This is a genomic window from Desulfitobacterium sp. LBE (genome assembly GCF_007830365.1).
GTDB classification, from domain to species: domain Bacteria; phylum Bacillota; class Desulfitobacteriia; order Desulfitobacteriales; family Desulfitobacteriaceae; genus Desulfitobacterium; species Desulfitobacterium hafniense.
Window position 1 is genome coordinate 4,328,289 of the sequence record NZ_VLKD01000001.1, and the last position, 21,392, is coordinate 4,349,680.

Sequence of the window (21,392 nt, forward strand, 5' to 3'; positions counted from 1 at the left end):
AGGAGGGTAAAGATGGGATTTAACTTTAGCTTAGAGCCTGGAAAAGTTTTAAGGAAGCGATATGGCGAGATAAAAGAGAAGCCACTTGTTAGCGTGATTACAGCCTATTATAATGCAGGGAAATATTTTGAGCAGACATTTAATAGCGTTTTAAACCAGACATTTCCGTATTTTGAGTGGATTATTGTTAATGACGGAAGTACAAATGAAGCGGATGTAAGGCTGTTAGAAAGTCTGGCACAAAGAGACAGTCGAATTAAAGTTCTACGTAAAGAAAATGGTGGTGCTGCGGCTGCACGGAACCTTGGTATTAAGGTAAGTGAGACGGATATTATCGTTTTCTTGGATGCGGATGATTTGATTGATAAAAGGTATATTGAATATACCTATTTTGTGTTACAACAGAATTCTGGGGTAACATGGGCATATACGGATTCACTTGGCTTTGAAGAGCAGGAATACCTGTGGCAGAAAGAATTTAGTTCTGAAGCCATGAAGAAAGAAAATATACTTCCGTATGTATCGGCGATCCGAAAGGATATATTTTTAGAAGAAGAGTTATATGATGATAACTCAAAAAACATGTGGGAAGATTACCAGCTTTGGTTGAAGCTTTTAGCTAAGGGCCATTATCCCGCCCATATTGAACAGGTTATGTTTTGGTATAGACGCTTAAATAGTGGTGCACTAGCAAAGATTGAAAAAGATGAGCAGTTAAAAGAAAGTCTAAAAATGCGTATTCAATCGCTTGTAAGGGATGTTCCTGATGGAATCCGGGCCGTAACTTTTGGTGGTAAACGTACCAAGGAATTTGCAAGGCCACATAAGTGGGAGTGGGATAGAATCCTTCCTTTTGCTGAGGAAAAGACGAGGATCTTGATGCTTTTGCCGCATATGGAGTGCGGTGGGGCAGATAAGTTTAATTTGGATATCATCAAGAATATTAACAAGGAAAAGTATGAAATAGGCATCATTACAACCGTTCCTGCCGAAAGTGAGTGGAGGCAACAGTTTGCTCAGTATGCAGACGATATCTTCGAGCTGCCTTCTTTTCTAGATATGAACGATTGGAGTGCCTTTATTCATTATTATATAAAGTCAAGAAACGTTAAAATTTTATGGAATATCAGCAGTTACTACGGCTATTATACTCTTCCGTGGTTAAGAGCACAGTTTTCCGAGTTGGCTATTATTGACTGTGTGCACGCGGAAGGGCAATATTGGAGAGCCGGGGGATATCCCCGAGTATCGGCGGCAGTAGATGGTGTTTTGGAAAAAACCTTTGTAACGAATGAATTTACACGCAATATCATGATAGAACGCTATGGCAAAGATAGGTCAAAGACTCAGGTAATATATACAGGTGTAGATGAAACAGAGCTTGATCCTGATAAAGTGGATTGTAGCGGAATTAAGAAGCAATGGGGAATTGAAGAAAAGCGGCCTGTTGTGCTTTATTTATGTCGAATAGCCCCAGAGAAGCGTCCGTTTTTAATGCTGGAAGTCGCCAAGGAAGTAAAAAAGCGGAACAAAGATATTTGTTTTCTTGTTGTGGGTAGCGGTCCGCAGAGCGAAGAACTTCAACAAAAGGTTAAGTTGGAAGGCTTAGAAAATACCGTTTACATCCTAGGGAAACAAGCCGATATTAAGTCTTATTATAAAATATGCGATCTGTTTTTATTGACATCGATTAAGGAAGGATTATCAATTACCACCCTGGAATCAATGGTGATGGGCAAGCCTGTAGTCAGTGCTGACGTAGGCAGTCAGTATGAGCTTGTAAATGATAAAACGGGGAGACTTATTCCATGCCGACAAGATGAAGCGAGAGATTTTGACAGTCGAAGTTTCTCAAAGGAAGAAATTACAGATTATGTGGATGCGATTGACGAACTATTAAGCAACAAGATAGAATTAGTGAAAATGGGGAAAGCATGCCGAGAAAAGATTTTAGCTGGGTATACCCTGAATTGCTTAATGGAAACACTTGATAAAGAGTTCACTGATCTGTTACAGCCTGATGCGATGGAAAAGAGGGCGGAGTTTTCTAAGACCATAATGTCTCTTAAGAATATTGTAGAGGATTATTTAACATTATATATAGCATATGACAATAAGGAATTAGAGGCATCAGAAATTTGGAATGCAAGAGAATGGTATCGAGGTCTATACGCACAGGAATGTGCAAAAAAATGTCAATTAGAGACTGCGGTGAGTCCTGCTCCGGAGCTATCAGGAAGAATTAGTAATGATTTTGAACGCTCTCAAGCAGAATTAATACTGCAGGAAGTATACCAAATGCGAAGTTGGAAGCTAGTTGAAAGGTATCGGCGTTTCATGGATTATACCTTTATTGGTAAAATCCTTCGAGGATTTAGAGATGTTTTACGTCCTAAGTAGAAGGAAGGAATAACGATGAATTTTAAAACCTTTAATGAGCTATGTCAACATGTTAATGAGCATTCAGTCGAAGATATGTTATTTCCTATTTTGAGAAATCAAATAATCATGTACCAAGGCGAGATTGATGACTCTCATGATATTCATAAATTGATTTTTCAGTTGAATAAACTAACTGAAGGCAAATATACAATTATCCTAGGTGATACTATTCATTCAGAAGTTACTGATATAAAAGAAAACCTAATGGAAATTCAAAATCTTTATCAGCTGTTAGGGGATAAGAGATCAAAAGATGTGCTTTTTAATATTTTGGCATATCGATTAACGCGACGAGAGAAGTATATTTTAGATGCTTATTCATATGATAGTGAACAATATTTTGATCCAAGTGTGACGCTATTTAAAGAAGATTGTGTGTATGTTGATTGCGGAGGACTAGACGGTTATACAACGGCTAAATTTATGCTTCATTGTCCGTCATATAAAAGGATATATCTATATGAGCCAATAGAGAGTTATTATCAGGATTGCGTTAAAAATATTCAAACATTACAGGTAAATAATATTAAGGTAAGGCAGGCGGCTGTAGCTGACAAGAATGGCACACTAAAATTTAGTGTTAATGTCAGAGGTAGCTCTAAAGCAAACGATTTGGGGGATATTACTGTTCAAGCAGTTTGTTTAGATGAAGATATTAGTGAGCCCGTGAGTTTTATTAAGATGGATATTGAAGGTAGTGAAAAGGCTGCTTTAAAGGGTGCAGAGCAACATATAAAAAATGATACTCCTATGCTCGCAATCTGTGTTTATCATTTGCCGAGTGATTTATGGGAAATACCTATTATGATTGCGGAAATGAATCCAAATTATAGTTTGCTTATTAGACATCATCAAACTAATGCTGATGAGACTGTTTGTTATGCAATTCCAAATAATTACAAAGATATATCGGTAAATCATGTTATCTCGTTATCACCTAGTACCGAGCTTGCGTGTCGTCGGCTCATTAATGATTTAGAAAGTACGGAGAATCTTAATCTCTTGAAAGTTAAAGCTCATTTATTAAAGCAAGTTGAAAATTATCAAAGAAGTAACTTTAAGCAGCTTTTAGTTATTAGTGAATTGCAAGACTGGTCGCAACAATTGAGCGAGGGAAAGAACTACTTAGAAGAACAACTTAAAAATAGGGATAATGCCATTACGGAATTACAAGACTGGTCGCGACAATTGAGTGAGGGAAAAAGCTACTTAGAAGAACAACTTAAGAATAAGGATAATGCAATTAAGGAATTACAAGATTGGACAAACCAATTGGAGGAAGCCAAGAAATTCTTTATTGATAAGGTAAAAACTTGTGACGAAGAACTTGTTAAATATCGTGAGACGATTGCCAAGCAAGAACAAACTATTGGTGTCTTGATTAATGAAACGAAAAAACTACAATTCCATTTAAACGAAGAAATAAGTAAACCATGGTATAAAAAAGTAGTTGAGAAGACCAAAGAATAGGATTAAATTTAATGAATTATTAAATTGAGCGAGGAGAGTTCAAATGGCCATGTTTACAGGTAAGAACATTTTAGTGACAGGTGCAGACGGGTTTATCGGTTCCCATTTGACAGAGATGTTAGTTGAAGAAGGGGCGAAAGTAAAAGCTCTTTCTCAATACAATTCTTTCAATAATTGGGGTTGGTTGGAGGACATTGACTATCTCAATGAAGTTGAGGTTGTTTGCGGTGACGTGCGTGACTCTGCATACTGTAATACAATATCAAAAGGACAGGATATCATTTTTAATCTTGCAGCACTCATTGCAATTCCCTATTCCTATGTGGCCCCTGAAAGTTATGTGGATACCAATATCAAGGGAGCTCTAAATATTTGCCAAGCGGCAATTTCTAATAATGTTTCTAAGGTTGTACAGATCTCCACCAGCGAGGTTTATGGTACAGCGAAGTATGTACCGATTGATGAAAATCATCCATTACAGCCGCAATCTCCTTACAGTGCAAGTAAAATTGGTGCCGATTCTATAGCTATGAGCTTTCACAATGCTTTTGACCTAGATGTGACTATAGCCCGTCCATTCAATACCTATGGCCCTCGTCAGTCAGCAAGAGCAGTAATACCGACGGTGATTACTCAGATTGCCTCAGGAATGAAGAATATAAAGATTGGAGATGGGACCCCAACGCGTGATTTTAATTATGTGGTCGATACCTGTTTGGGGCTCTGCTTGCTAGGTAACAGCGATAATGTTAATGGCGAAATTGTCAATATAGGGTCTAATTATGAAATTAGTGTTCTTGACACTCTAAATAAAATTCGTGATATTATGGGCAGTGATGCTCAGATAATTTGTGATGAGAACCGTATTCGCCCCAAGAACAGCGAGGTTTTCCGCCTATGGTGCGATAACACCAAAATTAATAAACTAACGGGCTTTATACCTAAATATAGTATTGATGAAGGATTAAAAAAGACCATTGATTGGTTTGTAAATAGTGGCAATCTCAATAAATATAAGGCAGGGATTTATAATGTCTGAAAGATGTGCTGTAATATTAGCAGGTGGAAAAGGAACAAGGTTACGGCCATATACGATTACAATGCCTAAACCATTAGTACCTGTAGGAGATTATCCTATTTTAGAAATAATTATTAGACAACTTTCTAAAAAAGGATTTAAAAGAGTTATTATCACTGTTAACCACCAAGCAGATCTAATCAAGACCTACTTTGGGACTGGAGATAAATGGGGAGTGAACATTGAATATTCTTTGGAAAATAAACCACTAGGAACTATGGGGCCGCTTAAAAATATAACAAACTTGCCTGATAATTTTATTGTTATGAATGGTGATATCTTAACTGACTTAGACTATGGAGTTTTATTAGATAATCATATAAAAAGGAAAAGTATTTATACAATATCTGCCTTTCGAAGAGAACATAATGTAGATTATGGAGTATTAAATTTAGATGATAATAACCTTCTTACTGGGTTTGAAGAAAAACCTAAGCTTCAATACACTGTCAGTATGGGAATATATGCTGTTTCGAGGGATGTGTTAAAGTATATCCCTAAGGATGAATATTTTGGATTTGATACATTAATGTTAAAACTGATTGAGAGCAATGAAAAGGTAAGAGTTGATGTGTTTACTGGTTATTGGTTAGATATCGGACGCCCAGAGGATTATCAAAAAGCAACGGATGATTTTGATGAAAAGAAAGGATATTTTATCTAATGCGTATTTTAGTTACAGGTGCAAATGGCTTTATCGGCAGCCATCTCACACGAACTCTTGAAGCTAAAGGGCATGAGGTAATGAGCCATACCAGCAAGAATGGTGATATCACTGAGAAAAATGCGCTTGATTCCTTTAACGACATAGAACATGTATATCACCTGGCTGCAAGGACCTTTGTACCTGGTAGTTGGGACAATACTCATGACTATTTTAGAACAAATATTATGGGTACTATAACCGCATTGGAATTCTGCCGTAACAATAATTGTTCGATCACTATGATGAGTACTTATGTCTATGGGGAACCCAAATACCTACCAGTGGATGAGAAGCATCCCGTTGTCGCGGTATCACCGTATCATAAAAGTAAGATTACTTGTGAGGAAATCTGTGCCTTTTATAGCGAAAAATTTGGTGTCAGAGTAACTGTGTTGCGTCCCTTTAATGTATATGGAAAGGGGCAGAGTGAGGCATTCCTTGTGCCTAAGATTTATTCCCAAGTAGTGAATGATAGTGTCAAAGAAATTTCGATAATGGATTTAGAACCAAAGCGTGATTATGTTTACATTGACGATGTAATAGACGCGCTAATTGCTACGTTGAATGCAACAAAGCTTTTGGCCTTTTATAATGTGGGAAGCGGTACTTCAACTAGTGTTGAAGATGTGATTTTAAGTACTTTTCAGGCGGCAGGAATTTCTAAGCCCTATCGTTCTACAAATGAAAAGCGTTTTTCGGAGATCTCAGACTGTATTGCTGACATTTCAAGCATACACGCCGATTTGGGATTTGTTCCAAGATTTACGCTGCTAGAGGGATTAAGAGCATGGTATGAGGAGAAGTAGTATGAAAAATTTTGTGGTTATGCGGGATTTTAATGAAGGAAGATAAAGCCGGCTGGATTAGATGTGCCGAATTCCACTAACAGCAGAACTCCGTTTAGTTTGCAATGTGGAATTTTTGCGGGAATATAGTTAGCTTGCATTAGATAACAATACTAGAAAACTAAATTTTGTCACAGAGCAGATAGCAATTTCTTAGCCGCATAATTTATGAAGAGAGATAAATGTTTATACGAGATTGCTTAAAAGTGTACCTATTTACGAATTAAAAACATAGCATTCAAAACTTTTTGACGGAAAGTTGGGTGCATTTTTGGCGAGGAGTACGGTTGGGATGGCATCAAGTGCTTTGTCACAGATAGATGTGTCAGTACTTATAAATTCGCGGAAGAAATTTATAGATGAATATAAAATATTAAGGGTCCTGGCAACAATTATGGTTGTTTTAGGACATAGTACTTATTTTGTTATCGAAGGAAGTCTTGGTGGAGTGGAATACATTGTTCCTGAGGGAATTCTACTTAGCAGACTTTATAACTTTTTTTGTTATGCACAATATATTATCTATAAGTTCCATATGCCACTATTTTTCTTTTTGTCGGGATGTCTCTACTATGTCAGCAATTTCAAAAAAGAATATACGATTGCTTTCTATCCCTTTTTATTATCTAAGGTTAAACGACTACTTTATCCTTATCTTATAGCGGGTCTTTTGTTTTTAATTCCTGTCAAATTTATTTCTGGTTATTATTCAAATACAAAAATTATAGATGCAATATGGTATGGTTTAATATTAGGACGAGATAGTGGACATCTATGGTTTTTAACAACACTTTTTTATGTGTTTATCACTTTTTTCATTATCGAAAAATTTATTATAAAATATAACTTTTGGGTTGGAGCAATAACTATTTTCTTATTATTTTTTTTAAATGATAAATTATTAGTCCCACTCCCCTGCTTTATAAATGTGTTTAGATATCTATTTTGGTTTTATATCGGCTTCCTATTTGAGAAGTACAGATTAAAAGTGAATGACATTATAATAAGATATCCTACTATAAGTGTCAGTAGTACAATTTGGTCATTCGCTATAATAAATTTCCTTACAATGTATGCAGACAGAATTGATAATTTTACAATTTTTTCGACTGGTGCAGTTTTTATTATGAAAACATTGTTAACCTTTTTGGGAATCCTTGTCACATATGTGATCTCATTGTTGCTTTCTCAGTGGCAATTTTTTAATTGTAGTAAGGTCGTTTCTATTTTAGACAAATATAGTATGGATATTTACCTTTTTCATGATCCTTTAAATTATTTTATTTTGTTTGCCATTTCAATTTTGAATGATTTTTTTATTTTACAATATAAAAGTGGAATTCTGCTATTTCTACTTTTAAGAACAGTTGGCGTGATAATTGTAGCAATAATTATTGCCCTTGGCCTGAAAGAGATAAGAGGCCTGAATCATAAGGAGCAAGTAAAATGTTGAATACCTTAAAAACGCGGAAAGTAATCACTTTAATGATAGTTTTTTTACAAATTGTTAGCGTAATAGCGCTTACTAGAGTTCATAGGGGGAATTTTGATTTGCTTATTGCTATAATCAATAATTCAACACAGCTCTACGAAGACGATAAACATAATAGCATTTATTTTAGCAATAACATGTTTTATTATATTTTAGATAAATCGCATATTGGCCCAAAGGACTTCTTTTTGCATGTGTTTCCTTATGACAAGGAGGATCTACCGGAAGCTATGGGTGATATTGACTTTGAAACCCTCGATTTTGATATGAACGACAAAGAAGTCCCATTACCATTCTGGAGTAGTTATAAAATGATAAGAGTAGACGCACCTAGTTCGTATGCGATTCGAAGCATTGTTACAGGGCAATTGCTTAATGGCGAAAAAAAGTGGAGTGCTAATATCAACTTTCAAACAGTTTTTGACGAAATTTCCTCCATTACATTAGCAAATTTCACAGACAAGAACTGGACTGATGGAGTTAACAACGTCAGTGATATCTTATTGCTATATAACAATCCTAAAAACTTATGGGCTTTAAAAGGCGCAAAACAATTAAAAGCAGGGGGATCAATTATAGATGTAATGAACGTTACTTCTGATAATCAATGGATTCATGTCATATGTCCAGCAAAATCTGATTTATCCACATTTGGTTACCCAAATACTATTGAGATAATAAAATAATCAAATCTTTACATATTTTGGTGCGCTAACAATCAAGATAAATATATAATTTTGTGCAACCTACTAGTGATTTTGCCCTGGATCAGAAAATAGAGGGAGTTTTAACTAGTATTACATTCGAATAAGCTGATGAGTGTTATAATTAAGATTAAGGGAGATTGTAAGCCTAAATGATAAAGGAAGAACAGGAAGAACAAAAAGGTTTTTTTAATAGGAAAAGTATTATTTTTATGATTATCAGCATTGTTTTGCTGACTTTATGCCTGTTCCAGAACTTAGCATTAAGAACTACTAATAGAGGAGTGGAGCGTTTCGATTTTTACTCCGATGGCATTATGATTGCAGATTTGCTTTATCATAATACGTGGGAAAATGATAGTCAATTTCAAAAAGTAATTAACCCAGATATGAAGTTTCTGGATGGTTCAACCGGGGTATGGGATGAAATTAAAGAAAACTATCTGAATAATCATAGCTATGCACAAGAGCAATATGCAAACTATTATTCAAATTTGACTTTTCATCGTTTTTTTTATAATGCCATTGACTATTTAGTTAGCGATAAAGAATTAGTCCTTTACATCTTATACTTTATCAATGCTATGCTTTTAGCCATTGTTGTCAGTTTTCTATTATTATGGCTGAAAAAGATTACTAATACTTTAACTGTGTATGGCACATTAATATTACTAGCATTTTTCGCCCCTAATTTTATTATGTATGGTGTTAATTTGTATTGGGCTGCTTGGAGCCTATTTTTACCGATTATTTTTTCTATTTTTGTAATAGAAAGTGAGTATTTTGAAAGGAGCGAAAAGAAATATTATTTACCGCTGATAATAGCATTTTTGACATGTCTGTACAAGCAACTTTTTTATTTCGAATTTGTTTCAACCGTCATGATCAGCATGATGATACCATACTTTTACTATGCATTTTACATGAAGATGAGCATAAAGCAGGCCATAAAGCTATGGATGTATCCAATTTCAGGAGCAATGTTATCTTTTTTGGCTGCAAGTATCATTAAAATAATCATGCTGAGCGTAGAATTTGGGTCACTTCATAAGGCGCTTTCTATGTTCTTCGGACCAATTCTTGTGCGTATTATAGGCGATAGTACTTCTACAAATGATCTAATTTCACATGCTGCCAACGTTTCTAGGACGGAACTTGTCTATAATATGCTTGCTATGCCGGCATTTTCCATAAAAAATGTACTTGATATATCTCAGCTTGGGCTGATTGTGATTGTAAGCTTGATGCTCTTAATCATTGGATGCTCATATCCATCTTTTGTAGCTTTTAGAAAAAGCAAGGTCTATCCGCTGGCACTCAGCACCCTTATAGCTTGGACTGCACCTCTTTCGTGGTTTATTTTAGCAAAGCCGCACGCAGTTGTTCATCAGTTGATTTGCTCCATTACTTGGTTTGTTCCATTTGCGATTTTCGCTACCTCGTTGATAATTTATAGTATAAGCGATTTATTTATTAGAATATATCGGGGAGAAAATGTTTGGCATAATTTGATGACCTACAAAAAAAGGAGTACAATTCTTGTTATTTTATCCGTAATAGTATTTATTTCAGTTGGTGTATATACAATTACTAGAACAAGCAATGTAGAAAACATGAATGAGATCACACAGAATGGCGCTCTTTGGAGCCAATCAAGGCAAATGAAAGTTTACTACTATAAAGACAGCCTATATTATATTGCTGAGAGTAAGACTAATGATAAAAGCTATATTTATCTCCATATAGTACCAAGTGATCCGGAATTAGTAGAAAACTATAATGCAGAATTAGGTTTTGTCAATAGTGATTTTTTATTTGGGGCAAAAAAAATTAAGCAACAAGTATTTCGTAGCAAGGTTGCTAAGATAGAGCTTCCGGATTATGCGATTGGAAAAATTGAAACTGGTCAGCTTGAAAATAAACAAATTTTGTGGCAAGCAGAAATAGATCTATCTGCTCAATTTTTTTTACCGGATGACTATTCTATTACAACGGCTACTTTAACAGATAACAATTGGAGCAATGGTGTTCATATTGATGGGACAGTTCTATTATTATCTGGGAATAATAGGGCCAATTTGTCTTTAGTCGGGAAGAAAATAATAACCCCAGACGGGATAACTGTTGCCGTTACTAATGTTTTCTTTCCATCATCGGAATGGACCCACGTTATGCTGGAAAGCCCTATTGCCATACCTAGTGATAAGCCATATACATTTAAGATAATGAACTAAAGGATAAAAATATATCTAATAATCTGTGAATCAGTAGTTAGAAATGTTGTTTTATAGCCATCGATTATCTGAAATATTTCAAGGTGTTTATATTTAGGAAGGAAGTGTAATATGAAAAGTCTAGTAGGCTATACGGGTTTTGTCGGTTCTAATATTGCAGCAAAAGGCTATTTTAATAGATTATATAATACAACAAATATAAGCGAGGCATTTGGCACTAGTCCGGATTTGCTTATTTATGCTGGTATTTCCGCAGAAAAGTATTTAGCTAACAAGGAACCAGAAAAAGATTATAATACTATAAAAGAAGCCTTTGAGAATATTCGGAGAATAAACCCCAAAAGACTTGTGTTGATTTCAACTATTGACGTGTATAAAAATCCAGTTGAAGTAAACGAGGATGATTCTATTGAAATAGAAAATCTTCATCCCTATGGCCTGAATCGCTATTATCTTGAAAAAATGGTTGAGGATTCTGAGTTTGATGAATTAATAATTCGGTTGCCTGGGCTGTACGGAAAAAATATTAAGAAGAACTTTATTTATGACTTAATCAATATTATACCTTCGATGTTGACAAAGGAAAAATTCGAGGAATTATGTAGTAAAGATAACCATATAAAAGCGTTTTATTTAAAGCAAGATAATGGTTTTTATAAATTCAATAAGGTGTCTAGCGAGCAACGATTAAAAGCTAAACAATATTTCATTGATATTGGATTTAGTGCTATTAATTTTACCGACAGTCGAGGTTCGTTTCAATTCTATAATCTAGAGTTCTTATGGGAGCATATTCAAATTGCACTAAAGCATAATATTAAAAAATTAAATCTTGCCACAGAGCCGATAAAGATTTCTGGATTGTATAAGATGATCAAAGGAACGGAATTTGTTAATGAGATTAACCAAATTGTGCCGAAATATGATTTCAAGACAAAGTATGCAGAAATTTTTGGTGGGGGAAGAGGGTATATATTTAATAAGGAATATATAATGAGTGACATTAAACAATTTGTTAAAGAACAAGAAAGTTGTGAATAGATGAACATATCAATATCAAACATTGCATGGTCAAATGCTCAAGACAGTGATATGTACTCTTACCTGAAAGTTGAAGAGCTTACAGGCTTGGAGATCGCTCCAACACGTATATTCCCACAAGGACCTTATGAAAATATCGCCTCTGCGAGGAAATTTGCTGATGAGTTGTTCAAAGTTTTTGGTTTAATAATTCCATCGATGCAATCAATTTGGTACGGAAGAAACGAAAATATTTTTGGAAGTAATGAAGAACGTAGAATCCTAATTGACTATACCAAAAAAGCCATCGATTTTGCGGAAGCAATAGAATGTAGTAATCTAGTGTTCGGCTGTCCCAGAAACAGATCTTATACAATGGAAAAAGATATAGATATGGCAGGCTCTTTCTTTTTGGAACTTGGAGAATACGCAAAAAATCATCATACGGTTCTTTCCATTGAGGCAAATCCTGTGATATATGGCACAAATTTTATTAATACTACGCAGGAGGCATTTAGCTTTACTAGAGATGTGAATAGCGAAGGGTTTAAGGTGAATATAGATTTTGGCACAATTCTTCATAATCAGGAGAGTCTAGAACCGATTGAGGAAAATATTCATTTAGTAAACCATATTCATATTAGTGAGCCCAATTTAGTAGTTATTGAAAAAAGAAAATTGCATAACCAGTTGGCAGAGATTTTAAAAAAGAAAAATTATCAGGGTTTCGTGTCGATAGAAATGGGTAAGCAGGATAACTTAGTTCTTTTAAAGGATGTTATAAATTATGTTAAAGAGGTGTTTGCATGATTTATAAAGGAGTCACTGGTGTACCGGATTTTGAATGCAAAGAGTATGCGCCGAAAAAAACAAAATATTGCGTTTGTATTCCAATTATTAATGAAGGTAGACGTATACGGAAAGAGTTGGAGCGTGCCCAAAAATATCAGATAGATAGAATCGCAGATATTATTATCTGCGATGGCAATTCTACTGACGGGTGTACGGATAGTGAACAATTAAAACGATTAGGTGTCAACAGCCTGCTTGTCAAGTATGGTAAGGGCAAGCAGGGGGCACAACTTCGTATGGGAATGTGGTGGGCACTTCAGCGTGGCTATGACGGAATTGTTACTATTGATGGTAATAACAAAGATAGTATCGAAGATATTCCTAAGTTTCTTGAAAAGCTGGAACAAGGGTACGACTTTATTCAAGGTTCACGGTATATTAAAGGAGGACATGCAGTGAACACCCCCTTAATACGTCATTTATCAGTACGTCTCATACACGCTCCTATTATTTCTTTCACTGCAAAGTATTACTTTACGGATACGACAAACGCCTACCGTGCTCATTCAAGAAAATATTTGAAGCATCCTGAAGTGCAGCCATTTCGAGATGTTTTTATGACCTATGAATTACTTGCTTATCTTTCCGTTAGAGCTTCGCAACTGGGACTAAAGGTCTGTGAGATCCCTGTAACCAGAGCTTATCCCAAAGAAGGGAAAATACCGACAAAGATTAGCTTTTTTAAAGGAAATTTTGATCTCTTCAGTATTTTATTGAAAAATTTGAAGGGAGAGTATCAACCTAAGTGATATACAAAGGTAAATAAGGAGGACATGAGTTGACCTACGATAAAATTATTATTGGTGCTGGACTATATGGTTTATATTCTGCGTTGTACTGCGGAAAACGAGGAGAAAAGGTAATTGTTTTAGAAATCGACGATGGAGCGTTTAGTCGTGCGACATATATTAATCAAGCACGTGTGCATATGGGGTATCATTATCCGCGTTCCTACTCCACAGCAATAAAATCGGCCCACTACTTCGAACGGTTTTGTCAAGATTATGGCTTCTGCATAAACTCGAAGTTTGATCAGATATATTCTACTTCTACCAATTTTTCATGGTCAAACGCTGAGCAGTTTCGGAAGTTTTGTAAGGATTCAAATATTCTATGTTCAGACGTTTCACCAACGATGTTTTTTAATGATGATATGTGTGACGGCACTTTTCTTACTCAGGAATATGCTTATGATGCACAGGTTCTAAAAGAATTTTTTCTAACAGAAATCGCTAAACATTTAAATGTTGAAATTTGCTTCAGTGCTAAGATCAAAAGTATAGAGCAAAAAAGTACGCATTATCAAGTGGTTTTAAAGGATGGAGAAATATACCGGAGCGATTTTGTTCTTAATGCGACATATGCTTCGGTAAATCAAGTATCTAATTTATTAGGATTAGAGCCATTTAAGATTAAATATGAGTTGTGCGAGATTATTCTGTGTACTGTTAGTGATAACTTAAAAAATGTCGGATTGACTGTGATGGATGGCCCGTTTTTTTCTATTATGCCGTTTGGGAAAACCGAGTATCACTCTCTTACGTCGGTAACATTCACGCCACATGTGACAAGCTATAACAGCGTCCCCTCCTTTGAGTGTCAAAAGAAGAGCAACGGCTATTGCTCGCCTATTCAACTAGGAAATTGTAATAATTGTTTTGAAAAACCGCAAAGTGCGTGGGATTATATGTCAAATCTCGCTCGCAAATATATTAAGGATGAGTATGAATTTTCATATGTCGGCTCACTCTTTTCCATGAAACCTATATTAATGGCCTCGGAGATAGACGATTCACGACCAACGGTTATAAAAGAATTTACTAAGGATCCAACCTTTATTAGTGTGCTATCGGGCAAGATAAATACTGTATATGACTTAGATGAGGTGTTGAAAAATGGTAAGTAATATAGAAAGCAATTTTATTTCTGCAGTACTTTATATCCATGATAATGGGTATAAAGTGTCTAATTTTTTGCCTAAGCTTCACAAGGTTTTGACTGAAAACTTTAAGAAGTTTGAAATTATTTGTGTGAATGATTGCTCCAAAGACGAAAGCGTTAGGGAAATCCGTGCCTTTGCTAATACGGTTGACAACACAATGATTAGCATTGTAAATATGAGCGTTTATCAGGGGATTGAGCTTTCTATGAATGCAGGAGTTGACTTATCAATCGGTGATTTTGTATATGAATTTGATACCCTTAGTATGGAATATGATGAAGAATTAATTATGAAGGTTTATTTTCATGCTTTAAAAGGCTTTGATATAGTAACTGCAGCGCCTGAAAAAATGCGAAGGCTAACATCTAAGTTATTCTACCAACTATATAATAAATATTCGGGTAGCCCATATAAACTACGTAGCGAGGCATTCCGTATTCTATCCCGTCGTGCTATAAACAGAGTGAATGCCATCAGTAAAACTAATCCATACCGGTGTTTGTCAACATAGTTGTCGCTAAACCCCAAGATTCACATATAAGTTAAGGGAATTTCTTCTCCTTAATATTTTCAGGTTTAATACTCTCTGGATTGAGCCATACCTCTTGCTTCAAACTCCAATTGCGAACATCACGCGACCAGCGCTCCGGATGGGCCGCCTTAGCTGCTTCATAGAGTTTATGTCGCCTTTCGAGAATAGTTTGGTCCATTCCAGTGTGTCGTTGATGCGGTGTTAAGAACTTCAGACCACTATGTCTATGTTCGAGGTTATACCACCGCACAAAATCGAATACCCATGTTCTTGCCTGGGTCAAATCAGCAAATCCTGCTGAAGGATAATTCGGCCGATACTTGCAGGTTTTGAAAATAGATTCTGCGTAGGGATTATCATTACTCACCCGAGGACGGCTCCTTGAGGGAGTGATCCCAAGTTGATACAAGGTCTCTAATAGGGAGGCTCCTTTCATTGGACTCCCATTGTCAGAATGGAGAATAAGCGGCTTTAACGGCACGGAACGTTGCTCTGACAAGGCGGCACGCCGCACCAATTGACTCGCGTTTTCAGCGGATTCTTCCACCCAGATATCCCACGCAACGATTTTGCGGCTAAACAAATCCAGAATTAAATAAAGATAGAAGTAAATGCCTCTAGCAGGACCGGGTAACCATGTTATATCCCACATCCAGACCTGATTTGGTCCAGTAGCACAATGAGTTGAAATAGGTTTACTAATGGGAGCTTTACTACGACCCCGATGATGCTGGAGATTATGATGCCTTAAGGTGCGGTAGAATGTCGATTCGGATGCTATGTAGATTCCTTGATCTGCGAGCATTGGAACAATCTGACTGGGTGGAAGACTCTGATATTCCGGTTGATTCACAACAGAGACAATTTCTCGGGTTTCTTCTTGAGTTAGCTTATTCCGCGGAGAAGGCCGCTTGACAAAAGGTCGTTGATCCTCTAGAGGAGTTGTTTCACTTCTCCAACGTTGTAAAGTGCGTCGACTTATCCCCAATTCATTGCAAGCCATCGTTTCTCTGGCACCGGCCTGAGTGGCTTCTTTAATCAGCATGATGGCCTTTTTGCGATCCGAGGCGCTGATCAAGCGTCCTCGCTGTCCCCCCAAATCGCATTTGCCTTTTTTCTTAGAACTAACAAGGCTGCAGTCTCCGCAAGAGCTGATTCCTTACGACGAAGCTCCTGCTCCAATTTCTTAATCTCTCGTTCTCTCTCTCGCAGATCTTTCTGAAGACGTGACGCTTCTTGGGCAACTCCTCCATTGGCCTGCATACAGGCATCACGCCAAGCTTGAACCTGTTCAACATATAGCCCTTTGCCCCGGCAGTACTCAGCCATTTCCACTTCACTAAGGAGAGCAGTCTCCATGACAATCAGGAACTTATCTTGAGTGCTCCAACGCTCAACTTCCTGTTCCCCGCCGGGAACAGCCATACCCTTGGCTCTAGCTTGTCTTCTCCACACATGCAGGGTGGCTTCTGATAAACCAGTTTCCCTTGCAATTGCACTGACGGATTGATTCTGTGGTGGCATCATCTTTAACATAATTGAATGCTTAAATTCATCGCTATACTTTGCCATTGTTCTCCTCCTCCGAGTTCTCTTAACTCACTATACTTCTCTCGGAGGCCTATGACAACTATGCTAACATAGGGGGATACCGCAAAGCTCTATATGCTAACTGTGGTTTAAGGATAGATACTTTGCTTTATAAAGCGAAAAGTTTTCCCAACATAAACTATAACAGACAAGTAAGTGATAAGCGTCTAGATGTAGCTAGCAGCAGTCTGATTTTATTTACAGATGTAGCGTATAAAATATCTATTAGTCTAAGTATACTTTTGCTTCTATTTACCATTTCATCAGGTATATATACCTGTATAGTTTTTTTTGGACAAAATCGACCGGTTGCTGGCTGGACAACAACAATGCTGCTACTTTCAGGCGGCTTTTTCGGAGTCTTTTTATTGCTTGCCATTGTGATTAAATACCTTTCTGTACTGGTAGAATTAGTCTTTAAGCGTAAAGAGTATCTGATTGAATCTATCGAAAAGATTACGAAGTGAGTCCTATGAAAGAGTCTTTCAAGAAAAATAAAAAGGGTATTCTTTTAATGTTCCTTTCTTCGCTCTGCGTGTGTTTTGGGCAGCTTTTCTGGAAGTTATCTGGGGAGCAGGGTGTTACATTGATTCTTTTAGGGTTTGTATTGTACGTGATAGGGGCACTGGTGATGCTAGTTGCGTACCGCTATGGGAGCCTATCAGTTTTGCAACCTATGTTGAGTATGAATTACGCGTTTACTGTTATACTAGCATCGGCAGTTCTTGGAGAGACGATTGCTCCATTTCAGTTTTTGGGAATAGTTATTATTATTGTCGGTGTTATCTTAATTGGAGGCAGTGACGTGGAATGAGCAATGTAATATTATTAATTATTATGACGATGATGGGCTCTTTTGCTGCCTTTTGCTTAAAAAAAGCCTCCGATAACAAAGAATATAGTGTATTACTGAAAAATAACTTTTTTTACTATGGTGGTATATTATACTTTTTGTCCGCACTTATTAATATTTATTTACTACGAATTCTACCTTATTCTGTGGTTTTGCCACTAACATCAATAACCTATATTTGGACGATGGTGATTTCCTACGTTTTTTTAAAGGAGAGGATATCTTTCAAAAAGGTTTTTGGAGTAATATTTATTGTCTTAGGAGCCATGCTTGTTGCATTATGAGGAAAAGTTAAGCCAAAAGAGGGCGTGTCGAGAAACGTTTATGGTAGGTGCGCAATAAGTTGGTGTATAGAAACTCTTTGAAAACAGTGAGACAATCTCCTCTAAGTTAGAGTTTTTTTAGTCAACTTGAAGAACTCCAAAGGAGGAATTGAAGTTGAATACCCGGCAAGTCACTCAGCACTACCGCTTGAATCAATGGGTTAAACGTATCCAGGAGTGCCGGAGCAGCGGCCAAACCGTCACAGCCTAGTGTAAGGAGCATAACATTCGTCAGAGTAGTTATTTCTATTGGTTGAAACGGATCCGTCAAGCAGCCTGCGAGGCCCTTCCGTCCATTCAGCAAGGAGAGCATCCCATTGTCCCACTCACGCTTTCCACCCCTACCGTCGACTTCGGCCCCACGAACGAAGATCCCTCACCAGGTATTGTTGTCCACAGTGCCCACAGCCTTGTGGCTCATGGCTCTCATTTCCCGTGAAGGTAGCTCTCTTTTTCTGATAAAGGCCCATGCGCCGAAATATTCAATGATACCAGATATTATCTTAAAATGGGTGAAAGTAAAAATTTTTATTTTAAGCAGGAATAATTTACTATATGGCGAAAGTTCTTATAAATAATGCCAATATGCCCAATATTTAAGGAGGTAGCAAAATGAGTAAAACCAGACAAAAATGGTTGTCGGGTTGTATGGCTTTAGCATTTGCAGCAACTACTCTTTTTTCACCGGCACTTGCTATAGCATCTACGGACTCAACGACTGAAGGGGCTTTAAGGCTGAGCGGGGAAAACCGTTACGAGACAGCGGCTAAAATTGCCCAACAAGGATGGGAGTTCTCCGACTACGCTGTTTTAGCTGCAGGCATGGATGCCAATTTGGTTGATGCCTTAACAGCAGCCCCTTTGGCCAAAGAAAAAAATGCCCCAATCCTATTGACTGAAGGAAAAGCTCTGAATAGCTATGCCAGACAAGAATTGGCCAGACTGAATGTCAAAACGGTCTATGTAACCAGCGGCAGCGGAGTCATCGAAAAATCCGTTTTGGATGAGTTGGCGGGAATGGGAATCACCGTAAAATCGGTAGGCGGTAAGGATCGTTTTGAAACGGCTCTTAATATCGCCAAAGAGTTGACCGGAAAAAATGAACTTGTCGTTACTACGGCCTGGAAAAATGCCGATGCTCTGTCTGTGGCCTCCATCGCCGCAGCCCAAGGTATGCCTATTTTACTTACAGATTCCGAGGATCTGAATGCCGATGTCAAAGCTTATGTTGACAGCATTAAAGCTAAAGTCGCTAAAACCTATGTCATAGGTGGTAGCGGCGCAGTGAGCGATAAAGTCAAATCCATGTTTCCCAATGCAGCTCGTATTGGCGGAGCGACCCGTTACGAAACCGGTCAGGAGATCATCAAAGCCTTTATCGGCGACCTTAAGCCGGGTCAAGTGTTTGTGGCAAATGGCAATGATAACCACCTAGTAGACTCCTTGGCAGGTTCTCCTTATGCCGCATTAAGCAAATCCCCCATCGTCCTCATTGACGGTACACTCAACGACCAAGCAAAGGATTTTGTCAAATTGAACCTTCTTCCGAATAAATTAATCGTTTTGGGTGGCGAAAAAGTAGTCGGAAGCAATGTGTTGACAGCACTGAGCTCCGCTACCGTTTATGCTGAGGATAATGCAGTTAAAGGTTCCTCTGATGCCGCGAACCTTGATGTAGTCTCTGATGTAGTGAAAATTAATGCAGATAATGTAACCGTAAAAAATACTAAAGTCAATTACAGCGTCTCTATCCAAGGGAATAATGCTACTTTAGACAATGTAACCGTTGCCGGTACTGTTTTTATTGATCCAGGCTCCACAGGTACAGCTACTCTGAACGGGGTCAAAGCGGATAAAATCGTCGTTGTATCCGGCGGTAAAGACAGTATACATATCTCTAATTCCACAGCCGGAACGCTGATCGTATCCAGCGATACCCAAACAAGAGTCGAAGCTTCAGGAACGACCACTATTGGCAGCACTCTGGTTACATCTTATGCCATTCTTGATGCCAACGGCGGAAAACTGGGCGAAGTCCTTATTGTGACAGAACCAGGTAAAGATGCCATAGTAGAACTTAGAGGAACCTTTACAGAACCCGTTGTAGTAGAAGGTCAGGTTACTCTTAAAGCCGCAGCCAATGCCGTTGTTCCTTCCGTCGTCATCGCCACAAAAGATGCGGCTGAGAAAGTAACCTTGGATGGCAGCTTTAAAACGGTAGAAATCACTAGACAGGCCAATGTTTCTCTGGCAGATAACGCTATAGTTGAGTCTATGGAAACAAAAGCTGACGCCACCATTATCGTTCCGCCCACAGCCAAGATCGACAAGCTGGAAGCCGGCAATACCGCGACTAAAGTTGGCGGCGGCGGAAAAGTGAATAATCAAACCACCCCAACCACCCCAACGGCACCTCCATCCACCCCAACCACTCCTCCTCCGGCAGGTGGCGGTGGCCCCGTTGGTGGCGGCGGTACCCAAACGCAGCTCTCTGTAACTTCGGTAGGAATTTTAGGTGGGATTACGCAAACCAAGACAAATACGGGCTCAAATTCCTTTAGTTTTGATCTAAGTGGAGAAACGGATGACACTAAAAGAATCACAGCTCTAAAAATTGTAGCCAATGAAGCGAGTCCGGAACTTGTAATTACGTCTATAAAATCAAGAGATGTGAATTGGCTCGAATTCGGCAAGAGCATCAAAGCAACTGTTAGTGCGGATGGAACCGTAGCTATGGACACATTGATGGGCGGTTTAGATACAAATAACAATGGTGTGTCATTAGGTGCCTTTCGGATGGCTTTTGGTGCTGATAGTGTTGTAATCACAGGAAAACTCCAGAAATCAGGTTATACTGATAGCAGTACGATAACGGTAACCATTGATCTGGGTGCGAATCTAAACACATCTAGAATCGAGAACCAGTGGATGGTTATAGAAAAGGAAGCCCAAAAGCAAGTTAAGGTCACAATCAAACCTGGCCAAGGCACCGTTACCTTGGGTACTATTACCCAAGGCGGGAATTTTAACTTTGCGCAAGTTGTTGCCGCTTTGGCCATCGATGAAATAAATTATACGGGTGGTGCTCTGTCAGCGGAACAACTTAAAGCCCTAATTGGTATTGCATCCAATGAAGCTTTTAATGCGGTAAAGCTAAGCCAGCTTGTTGATAAAACTATTACTTTTGGCGGAGCTGGAAATAACGAGTACACAGTAACTTTTGTACAAGGATAGTTTCATTTCAACCCGAAGACTTTAAAGTGGATAAGGCTCTCATTGGCTTGTCAAGGAGAGCCTTATTTAATTGTA

17 protein-coding genes and 2 pseudogenes are annotated in these 21,392 nt (G+C 37.8%); 18 read left to right on the top strand and 1 reads right to left on the bottom strand.

Annotation, left to right across the window (positions count from 1 at the left end; translation table 11 throughout):
- Positions 1-12 precede the first annotated feature (12 nt).
- The 13 genes from DESLBE_RS20360 (at position 13) to DESLBE_RS20420 (ending at position 15,296) form a co-directional block, all read left to right on the top strand.
- Positions 13-2,400, top strand: a complete 2,388-nt coding sequence (locus tag DESLBE_RS20360; RefSeq protein WP_144678085.1) for a glycosyltransferase — start codon at positions 13-15, stop codon at positions 2,398-2,400.
- Between the two features lie 15 nt (positions 2,401-2,415).
- Positions 2,416-3,912 (top strand): FkbM family methyltransferase, encoded by a 1,497-nt coding sequence (locus DESLBE_RS20365; RefSeq protein WP_144678086.1) that lies wholly within the window; start codon positions 2,416-2,418, stop codon positions 3,910-3,912.
- Between the two features lie 43 nt (positions 3,913-3,955).
- Complete coding sequence (locus DESLBE_RS20370) at positions 3,956-4,951, top strand: NAD-dependent 4,6-dehydratase LegB (RefSeq protein WP_202980550.1); 996 nt, start codon at positions 3,956-3,958, stop codon at positions 4,949-4,951.
- Positions 4,944-5,654, top strand: coding sequence for a sugar phosphate nucleotidyltransferase (locus tag DESLBE_RS20375; RefSeq protein WP_144678087.1), 711 nt, complete (start codon positions 4,944-4,946; stop codon positions 5,652-5,654). Before DESLBE_RS20370 ends, DESLBE_RS20375 begins: the two co-directional genes overlap by 8 nt.
- Positions 5,654-6,502: an NAD(P)-dependent oxidoreductase gene (locus tag DESLBE_RS20380; RefSeq protein WP_144678088.1), complete on the top strand. Its 849-nt coding sequence runs from the start codon at positions 5,654-5,656 to the stop codon at positions 6,500-6,502. The genes DESLBE_RS20375 and DESLBE_RS20380 overlap by 1 nt, the downstream gene beginning before the upstream one ends.
- Positions 6,503-6,833: 331 nt before the next feature.
- Positions 6,834-7,994 (top strand): acyltransferase, encoded by a 1,161-nt coding sequence (locus tag DESLBE_RS20385; RefSeq protein WP_144678089.1) that lies wholly within the window; start codon positions 6,834-6,836, stop codon positions 7,992-7,994.
- On the top strand, positions 7,988-8,719 hold the full coding sequence (locus tag DESLBE_RS20390; protein ID WP_144678090.1) for a hypothetical protein: 732 nt from the start codon (positions 7,988-7,990) through the stop codon (positions 8,717-8,719). The genes DESLBE_RS20385 and DESLBE_RS20390 overlap by 7 nt, the downstream gene beginning before the upstream one ends.
- A gap of 170 nt (positions 8,720-8,889) precedes the next feature.
- Positions 8,890-10,971 (top strand): hypothetical protein, encoded by a 2,082-nt coding sequence (locus DESLBE_RS20395; protein WP_144678091.1) that lies wholly within the window; start codon positions 8,890-8,892, stop codon positions 10,969-10,971.
- A 111-nt stretch (positions 10,972-11,082) separates the two neighbouring features.
- Positions 11,083-12,012, top strand: a complete 930-nt coding sequence (locus DESLBE_RS20400) for an NAD-dependent epimerase/dehydratase family protein (protein WP_144678092.1) — start codon at positions 11,083-11,085, stop codon at positions 12,010-12,012.
- The gene (locus DESLBE_RS20405) at positions 12,013-12,801 is read left to right on the top strand and encodes a TIM barrel protein (protein WP_144678093.1); all 789 of its coding nucleotides are present in this window, start codon (positions 12,013-12,015) and stop codon (positions 12,799-12,801) included.
- Entirely contained in the window at positions 12,798-13,592 is a 795-nt protein-coding gene (locus DESLBE_RS20410) for a glycosyltransferase family 2 protein (RefSeq protein WP_144678094.1), read from the top strand. Before DESLBE_RS20405 ends, DESLBE_RS20410 begins: the two co-directional genes overlap by 4 nt.
- Positions 13,593-13,621: 29 nt before the next feature.
- Positions 13,622-14,749, top strand: coding sequence for an FAD-dependent oxidoreductase (locus DESLBE_RS20415; protein WP_144678095.1), 1,128 nt, complete (start codon positions 13,622-13,624; stop codon positions 14,747-14,749).
- Positions 14,739-15,296 carry a glycosyltransferase gene (locus DESLBE_RS20420; RefSeq protein WP_144678096.1) on the top strand — a complete coding sequence of 186 codons (558 nt, stop codon included), beginning with the start codon at positions 14,739-14,741 and terminating at the stop codon, positions 15,294-15,296. The genes DESLBE_RS20415 and DESLBE_RS20420 overlap by 11 nt, the downstream gene beginning before the upstream one ends.
- Before the next feature lie 31 nt (positions 15,297-15,327).
- Here DESLBE_RS20420 and DESLBE_RS20425 read toward each other — a convergent pair.
- Positions 15,328-16,889, bottom strand: a pseudogene (locus DESLBE_RS20425) (IS3 family transposase).
- Positions 16,890-17,011: 122 nt separating this feature from the next.
- Here DESLBE_RS20425 and DESLBE_RS20430 point away from each other — a divergent pair.
- The 5 genes and pseudogenes from DESLBE_RS20430 (at position 17,012) to DESLBE_RS20450 (ending at position 21,317) form a co-directional block, all read left to right on the top strand.
- Entirely contained in the window at positions 17,012-17,374 is a 363-nt protein-coding gene (locus tag DESLBE_RS20430) for a hypothetical protein (protein ID WP_194239733.1), read from the top strand.
- Between the two features lie 5 nt (positions 17,375-17,379).
- A complete protein-coding gene (locus DESLBE_RS20435) occupies positions 17,380-17,721 on the top strand; it encodes an EamA family transporter (protein ID WP_172625468.1) in 342 nt (113 codons plus the stop codon).
- Positions 17,718-18,044 carry an EamA family transporter gene (locus tag DESLBE_RS20440; protein ID WP_144678097.1) on the top strand — a complete coding sequence of 109 codons (327 nt, stop codon included), beginning with the start codon at positions 17,718-17,720 and terminating at the stop codon, positions 18,042-18,044. The genes DESLBE_RS20435 and DESLBE_RS20440 overlap by 4 nt, the downstream gene beginning before the upstream one ends.
- A 154-nt stretch (positions 18,045-18,198) precedes the next feature.
- A pseudogene (locus DESLBE_RS20445) lies at positions 18,199-18,372 on the top strand (IS66 family insertion sequence element accessory protein TnpB); the annotation flags it as partial.
- Positions 18,373-18,695: 323 nt separating this feature from the next.
- The gene (locus tag DESLBE_RS20450) at positions 18,696-21,317 is read left to right on the top strand and encodes a cell wall-binding repeat-containing protein (RefSeq protein WP_144678098.1); all 2,622 of its coding nucleotides are present in this window, start codon (positions 18,696-18,698) and stop codon (positions 21,315-21,317) included.
- Positions 21,318-21,392: the final 75 nt, after the last annotated feature.

What these genes read in the sequence shown, in the direction of transcription:
- DESLBE_RS20365 (WP_144678086.1), top strand. Translation starts at nt 2,416, where the DNA reads ATGAATTTTAAAACCTTTAATGAGCTATGTCAACATGTTAATGAGCAT.
- DESLBE_RS20405 (WP_144678093.1), top strand. Translation starts at nt 12,013, where the DNA reads ATGAACATATCAATATCAAACATTGCATGGTCAAATGCTCAAGACAGT.
- DESLBE_RS20420 (WP_144678096.1), top strand. Translation starts at nt 14,739, where the DNA reads ATGGTAAGTAATATAGAAAGCAATTTTATTTCTGCAGTACTTTATATC.
- DESLBE_RS20390 (WP_144678090.1), top strand. Translation starts at nt 7,988, where the DNA reads ATGTTGAATACCTTAAAAACGCGGAAAGTAATCACTTTAATGATAGTT.
- DESLBE_RS20360 (WP_144678085.1), top strand. Translation starts at nt 13, where the DNA reads ATGGGATTTAACTTTAGCTTAGAGCCTGGAAAAGTTTTAAGGAAGCGA.
- DESLBE_RS20410 (WP_144678094.1), top strand. Translation starts at nt 12,798, where the DNA reads ATGATTTATAAAGGAGTCACTGGTGTACCGGATTTTGAATGCAAAGAG.
- DESLBE_RS20450 (WP_144678098.1), top strand. Translation starts at nt 18,696, where the DNA reads ATGAGTAAAACCAGACAAAAATGGTTGTCGGGTTGTATGGCTTTAGCA.
- DESLBE_RS20395 (WP_144678091.1), top strand. Translation starts at nt 8,890, where the DNA reads ATGATAAAGGAAGAACAGGAAGAACAAAAAGGTTTTTTTAATAGGAAA.
- DESLBE_RS20440 (WP_144678097.1), top strand. Translation starts at nt 17,718, where the DNA reads ATGAGCAATGTAATATTATTAATTATTATGACGATGATGGGCTCTTTT.
- DESLBE_RS20370 (WP_202980550.1), top strand. Translation starts at nt 3,956, where the DNA reads ATGGCCATGTTTACAGGTAAGAACATTTTAGTGACAGGTGCAGACGGG.
- DESLBE_RS20380 (WP_144678088.1), top strand. Translation starts at nt 5,654, where the DNA reads ATGCGTATTTTAGTTACAGGTGCAAATGGCTTTATCGGCAGCCATCTC.
- DESLBE_RS20435 (WP_172625468.1), top strand. Translation starts at nt 17,380, where the DNA reads ATGAAAGAGTCTTTCAAGAAAAATAAAAAGGGTATTCTTTTAATGTTC.
- DESLBE_RS20400 (WP_144678092.1), top strand. Translation starts at nt 11,083, where the DNA reads ATGAAAAGTCTAGTAGGCTATACGGGTTTTGTCGGTTCTAATATTGCA.
- DESLBE_RS20385 (WP_144678089.1), top strand. Translation starts at nt 6,834, where the DNA reads ATGGCATCAAGTGCTTTGTCACAGATAGATGTGTCAGTACTTATAAAT.
- DESLBE_RS20375 (WP_144678087.1), top strand. Translation starts at nt 4,944, where the DNA reads ATGTCTGAAAGATGTGCTGTAATATTAGCAGGTGGAAAAGGAACAAGG.